This window comes from Sulfitobacter sp. HI0129 (assembly GCF_001635395.1).
In the GTDB taxonomy this organism is placed as follows: domain Bacteria; phylum Pseudomonadota; class Alphaproteobacteria; order Rhodobacterales; family Rhodobacteraceae; genus Sulfitobacter.
In genome coordinates this window covers 1-389 of the sequence record NZ_LWGH01000828.1, presented here as the reverse complement: position 1 = coordinate 389, position 389 = coordinate 1, and the positions used below count along the sequence as shown (strand labels likewise).

1 protein-coding gene is annotated in these 389 nt (G+C 69.7%); it reads right to left on the bottom strand.

Annotated elements, in window-relative coordinates:
• Positions 1 to 389, bottom strand: a 389-nt coding sequence (locus tag A3764_RS19575) for a class I SAM-dependent methyltransferase (protein ID WP_201722474.1), incomplete at both ends; no start/stop codon positions are given.

The following is a 389-nucleotide window of genomic DNA, read 5'->3' as shown; positions in this document are numbered from 1 at the left end:
TTGGCGGGGGCAAAGGCGGGCGGGTCGCAGACGACGACGTCAAATTGCTGGCCCTCGGCCCGCAGGGCGGTCAGCGCCTCGAAGGCGTCGCCCTGACGAGTGCTGAAATCATCCGCACGCCCCATCGCCGCTGCCCCGGCCTGCGCGAGATCGAGTGCGGGCGCCGATCCGTCCACCGCCAGTGTCGAAGCGGCGCCGCCCGCCAGTGCGGCCAGCGAAAAGCCCCCCACGTGGGAAAACACGTCGAGTACGCGCGCCCCGCGTGACAGCTCCGCCACGAAGGCGTGGTTGGGCCGCTGGTCGTAGAACAATCCGGTCTTCTGTCCGCCGGTCAGATCCGCCATGTAGATGGCACCGTTCATCGGGACTTCGACGGGGGCAGCCGGTGC